The 5,400-nt window shown below is 59.3% G+C and carries 4 protein-coding genes; 2 read left to right on the forward strand and 2 right to left on the reverse strand.

Annotated elements, in window-relative coordinates; translation table 11 throughout:
- Nucleotides 1-113 precede the first annotated feature (113 nt).
- A complete protein-coding gene (locus tag MOX02_RS29185; protein WP_147029280.1) occupies nt 114-437 on the reverse strand; it encodes a hypothetical protein in 324 nt (107 codons plus the stop codon).
- A 423-nt stretch (nt 438-860) separates the two neighbouring features.
- Between MOX02_RS29185 and MOX02_RS29190 the strand changes: the two genes are divergently transcribed.
- A complete protein-coding gene (locus tag MOX02_RS29190; protein WP_147029281.1) occupies nt 861-1,334 on the forward strand; it encodes an Rrf2 family transcriptional regulator in 474 nt (157 codons plus the stop codon).
- A 2,076-nt stretch (nt 1,335-3,410) separates the two neighbouring features.
- On the opposite strand, the gene MOX02_RS29200 is transcribed toward MOX02_RS29190, so the two are convergent.
- Nucleotides 3,411-3,617: a hypothetical protein gene (locus tag MOX02_RS29200; RefSeq protein WP_147029283.1), complete on the reverse strand. Its 207-nt coding sequence runs from the start codon at nt 3,615-3,617 to the stop codon at nt 3,411-3,413.
- A 1,292-nt stretch (nt 3,618-4,909) separates the two neighbouring features.
- Here MOX02_RS29200 and MOX02_RS33080 point away from each other — a divergent pair.
- Nucleotides 4,910-5,314, forward strand: a complete 405-nt coding sequence (locus tag MOX02_RS33080; protein WP_147029285.1) for a GCG_CRPN prefix-to-repeats domain-containing protein — start codon at nt 4,910-4,912, stop codon at nt 5,312-5,314.
- The last annotated feature ends 86 nt before the right edge of the window (nt 5,315-5,400 follow it).

A 5,400-nucleotide genomic window follows, 5' to 3' on the forward strand; every position in this document is an offset into this window, starting at 1 on the left:
AAGTCGAGGATCTTCACGCCTTCGAGAGCCTTGCTCATGAAACACTCCCTGGCTGCAATGATCAGAAAACGATACGGCCACAAACTCCGTTGGACATACCCTTCGAGGCAAACTCAGAGATAAACACGCTCACCATAGGGATGCTCGAAGAAATTCATCTTCTGCATACCACCAAAGCGGAGCCCTTCATCGTGAAGGAACAAGGTGGAAAGGTCTTCGAATACGAAGAACGTCACGCCCGCACCATAGAATGACAGCCCACCCTCGGTTCGAGCTAGGGTGATTGCCCAACGACGCGAGCGCATTTCGGGAGCGAGCATCTGGAATTGGGCAAGCACGCGGTGCGCACGGGTCAAGGGTGGCGGGATTTCGCTGCGCATCCTTTCGCGGACTTCGTTGTCAGCGCTGGGCTGTCTCAAGCGATCGATGGTGCCCATCTGTGGCTCCCTTCGGTGCTGGATGTCTGCTGAACTCGCGTGATTGTCCTTTTGCTGAGGCTCAGAATCTCCAGGTGAACACTCTCATGCCGCTGTCATGAGAAGCCGCCGAAACAGGCGATAGTCGGGAAGGCGCCTAATTCGACCTGGTGGGGCGGTAGCCCCGGACATCGAGGAACTCTCCTCAGAAATGGAGAAGGCCCTTGTCGATCACCGTGAGAACCAATCCAGCTCGCAGCTATGAGCTTGGTGCCTTGGTTGCGGCATGCCTGCGGCCGCTTGGAACTCTGGACCAGAACATGGCGTCAGGAACGCACGCGGTTGGCGCTAGCGACCCTCAAAGGTAGATTGCCAATAAACCTTTTACCGCTCAAATGCAGGATTTGCAACACTGGTATGCAATATGCCTGAAAGCGAGGCACGATGCGCCTGACCCGCTTCACCGACTACGCTCTGCGCACGCTGATCTACGTCGGATCCCATGAGCCGCAACAAAGCTCAATCGCCGAGATCGCGCGTGCCTACGGCATCTCAGAGACACACCTTGTGAAGGTTGTGCATCAACTCGGGCGGCTTGGCTTGATCCGCACAACGCGGGGGCGAGGGGGTGGGATCCGACTTGGTCGGCCACCGTCGGAGATCACGGTGGGGGCTGTCGTACGACAGACTGAGGAGGATCTCGCCTTGGTGGAGTGCTTTGCAGGTCAGGCTTGCGCCATCACGGCACCTTGCCGGCTCCGCCGTGTGCTAGGCGAAGCTCTCGCCGCATTTTTGGCAGTACTCGATCGCTACACCCTGGCTGATCTGTTGGCAGACGATGCAGGTTCTGAGATCGCGATGCTGCTTGGGCTTGCTGTTCCGACACCAGAAGAATCAAGAGTAGGGCATAAGAGATGAACGACGGCCGACTTTGGACTTTGCCGTTTCGACTGACGTATTCGCGCTTGCGCGAATCTTAAAGCTGCGCAACATCGCCTGTTGGAGTTTGTGGCCGTCTCCGATTGCAGGCTTGCGAAAGTCTAACGACCAGGTTGCTGCACAGAAACAGTGCGAGTCTTTTGCTGAATGCCAACTTTGCAGAAGTCTTTGCGCATCAAGGCTTTCTATTGCCCGGTCTCACCTGAGCATATGCTGAAAATAAGTGACCAAGCAAGCCGGCGCGGCTGGATGCGACTTGCGGTGCGATCTGCCCAGTTCGCTGGCAGTGAGCTTCAGAGCACCACCACCAGCATACCGATGCTGAAGAATGAGCCAATGGCACCTGCCGAGAGGCCGAGGGGTTCAAGAAAATCCACCGGCGTCCGGCGCGCAGCCCTCGTGGCTCCAGCTCAAGGAGGGGGCGCGGGTATATCCGTGGTCGCTCCTGCCTCTCGCCAGTCCGCACCCATGCGTAACTTATGGTTAATGGATCCTTAGTCTATCAGGCAGACGATCATGGCCGTCGCTGACGCACGAGGCTGTCATGAGCCGGAACTCACCCAACCGCATCGCTGCTGCCTGCATCGCCGAGGCCATCGCACACGAGCTTGCAGCTGGTGCCGCTCGACATCGGCAAGAAGGGCGGGCTGAGACCGCAGAGGCTCTGCTCCAGCACGTTCGGCATCACCGGGTGCGGGCGATACGGTTGCGAGCACTCGCTGGCGCTGAGCACTACCGGAGGATCAGCGCACAACGGTAAATCCTGTAGCCGCCAACATTTCATGTGTCGTGGTGTGACCTGACGACCTCGTGGAGCAGCGTGGGCCGCCCCTGTGTTTTCGCTGATGGGCGCCGCCGGCTGGCCTGAAGCCTAACGGCCCCGCTGTACCTCGGCTGAGAAAATTCTCCGAACCTTCCGTTGAGCGAGTATTTTGCGATGCTCAACGTCTATGGTGGCCCCGGTTATAGCTCCGGATAACCCTGCGACAGGCTGGCGTTAGATTGGCCATGTTGCGCTTGAAGCAAGCATTGAGCTTAGGCGAGCCTTCGTCAAACTCACCGCATAGAGTGAGGTAGTCATTCGTACAGTATTTTTTGAACGTCGCTCGTTGGCCGCGGCTCATTTGTGCACAAGCTGCCGTGGAAGCGGAGGCGAAAAGAAGCGCGAATAGCAGAGCTGAAAATCCACCGCGGGCAGACATCTTCGTGCCCTCTCGAATTTATGCTTATCTAAAACGATTTGGCTCGCGCCGTGTTCCAGCTCTTCTATGTCCCGCTCATCTCTCGTCTTGAGGCGTGCATCGCGACAGTCAGTCACGCCGTCGGCCTTTATCCTTAAACCTCAGCTTACCGCAGGGCGTACGGCTTGAACGCAAGTGAGCGGCCGGCATAGCTGTTGACAGGTTGTCAAACGCTGACCGAGATCGTCGATGTCAACGTCCGCCGCCTGCGCGAAGGTTGTGTGCGGGAGCCTGCCCTATGCAATCAACTCGAACGAAGCCAAACAGGCCGTAAACGCCCTTTCCTTCGCGTTCACCACTCTCATCCGGCCCAGCGCCGGTTGGCGAATCTGAGACCAGGTGTAGCCCCTATGTTCCGCGGGGTAACTTCGCGCGGCGGTCCGTGCCGCATGCATTCCTGCCGCGGTTCACTGATCCTTTCGATAGGGGCGATTAGGTGCGACTGAAAGGGCTGTCCGGTGGGCCAACCTCGCTACGGTCGCCGAGTAAGCGGCGGCCGGAGGCGATCACCTGAACTGTCTCACGACTCGGGCACTCTGCGCGCGCCACGGATTCGAGGTCACGCAGGTACTGGATCACTGGATCGCGAGCACGTCTGGGCTGCCTCAGGACGGGCTTGACCTTGGACGTGACGGAGCTGGCGACGGTCTCCCAGAAATCTGCGGGCTTTGCAGAAAGTCCGTTCATACGAAACCTCCGGATGCGCGGCCCCCGGACTTCAGGGGGGCTTTGCAGCAAGCGGCATTCTCGACGCTATTCGCAGTAAACCTCAGGCCGGAAGCACGCAGGGCCCCTGGCGCTTCGGATGGCGGCTTCACAGTTGCTCGGCCAAGGCCTGCAGTGCAGTCGAGACGCTTCGGATTGCTGCGGTGGTTTTGGCTTCCTCAGCCGCACCACCCAACAGCCTGATAAGCTTCTCCCTGTCGAGCGCATCGCGATCTGACAGGCAGTTGACGATGACTTGCAGCGCGTACTCGATCGCGACAATGCGCGCTTCAAGGTCGTACGTGTGGGCTTCCATCCCGACGGCCCTTGTTCTTCCTTAGCAAAGGGATGCTAGCCGATGCTGCGTCGAAGAAGACCCGTCGTTCTTACGTGCCTGATCTGCGCCAGCCTCAAAGCCTGTGATCTGCACCGCGGCACTGACGATCGCAGGTGTGCAGCCGCGAAGCACCGGCGCACACGAGGTCGCACCGGCTGAACCTCCGACACTTCAAAGCTGTTCGATCTGTGAACCGCGCGACGACTTGGAGGCGTCTATGCGTGCTTCAACACTCCTGGCCTTTCTGGCCTCGCTTACTCTCACTGTCGTTGGGGTGGCTTTCGCTCAGGAGACGACTCCTTCGAAGAGCGCGCCCGCAAAGACAGAGGCCCTCTCGCAGCGGCGAGCAGATCTCCGCGACAGCAGCCGCACTGGAGCGATCTGCCCCACCAGTGCGCGCGGGCGCAGCACGGTGGTCCCGAGCTCAGCGGCTAGCGCGATGCTGGAGGGGCGGCTGGCGCAGGATTGGTAGGGACGATCGGAGCCGTATTGGGAGCGACCGGCGGAGCAGGTGCCGGCGCGGGGTTTGTGCTCGCAGGTGGCGGGTTCGTGGTATCAGCCTTCTTTGGTGCGTCGTCCTTACAAGCGGCGAGCGCAATGAGGGCTATCAGGATTAGAGTATTTCGAGTGCGCACGGGCGCTTCTCCTACACAATGCTCCACTCAGACCTCATTGTGTCACGGTCGCTCGCCTGACGGCGAGTGCACTGACGTACCGAGGATCCGCCAGGCAGGGTAGGGCGCGCCAGAACGATGGCCCCGCTGGCCAATGCTAGTATACTCGGTGTCATAGGGCTGAGCCGGATCAGGCGATGTACATTTAAGTTCGCCATGTCGAACAATGATTTAAGGTAGTTCCCACTTCCCCACACTATCACAACGAACAATGCGGCCAACAAGACGTCGAGCAGGATGATAGATGCGACGCGCAGGACTTTCCGCGCGGCCACCGTCCGAAACGTTGCGTGCTGGGCGGCCCGCATTGGACGCACCTCCCCTCGCGATCAAGCGGGGAACAGCTCGGTTATAGATAAATCCGCCCAATCGCGCTCTGTTCCGCGAGCCATCTCATGATGCGCCCGCTCAGGGCAGTGCCGGCATGAAACTAAGCTGCAGTTGTGCATGGCTGGCTGTCCCATATCCCCTTTCGCGATAATGCTTAGCACAAGCAAAACCGTGAAACTTTTGTAATGCTGCAACATCAGGGTTCGGTCGCTCATTTAACTGTTACCATGGCTAAGCGGCCAACGTCATCGAGTGGAGATGTACGCTATGCGCTGGAAAACTGCAGGAGCCGCTGCTCTCGCGCTTGGCACACTGACTGGCACGGGATCTGTTGCTGAGGCACGCGACGGATGCGGCCCCGGCTATCACCGCAACTTCTACGGCTTCTGTCGTCCCAACTTCTACCGGTTGCCGTTCTTTGCGCCCGTCATATACCGCCCGGTCTACTATGGACCACGCTGGCACCGTCCATGGGGCTGGCATCGAGCCCATTTCTATGGCCCGCGCTGGCATCGACCGTGGGGATATCGGCGCGTCGGCTTCTATCGGCCTCATTGGCATCGAGCTGGCTTCTACGGGCCGCGGTGGCAACGCGACTGGGGTTACCACCGTGCAGGCTTTCACCGGCACTGGGGTGGCTGGCACCATCATGGCTGGCATCATCGCTGGTGATCGCTGAGGATCTTGAACTCGCCCGATGAAACGCTGCATCGAGGCACTTCGGTGCGGCTGCTCATTTAGCCTGCTCGATCCTAGGG

The sequence above is a fragment of the Methylobacterium oxalidis genome, from assembly GCF_007992195.1.
Classification (GTDB): Bacteria; Pseudomonadota; Alphaproteobacteria; order Rhizobiales; family Beijerinckiaceae; genus Methylobacterium; species Methylobacterium oxalidis.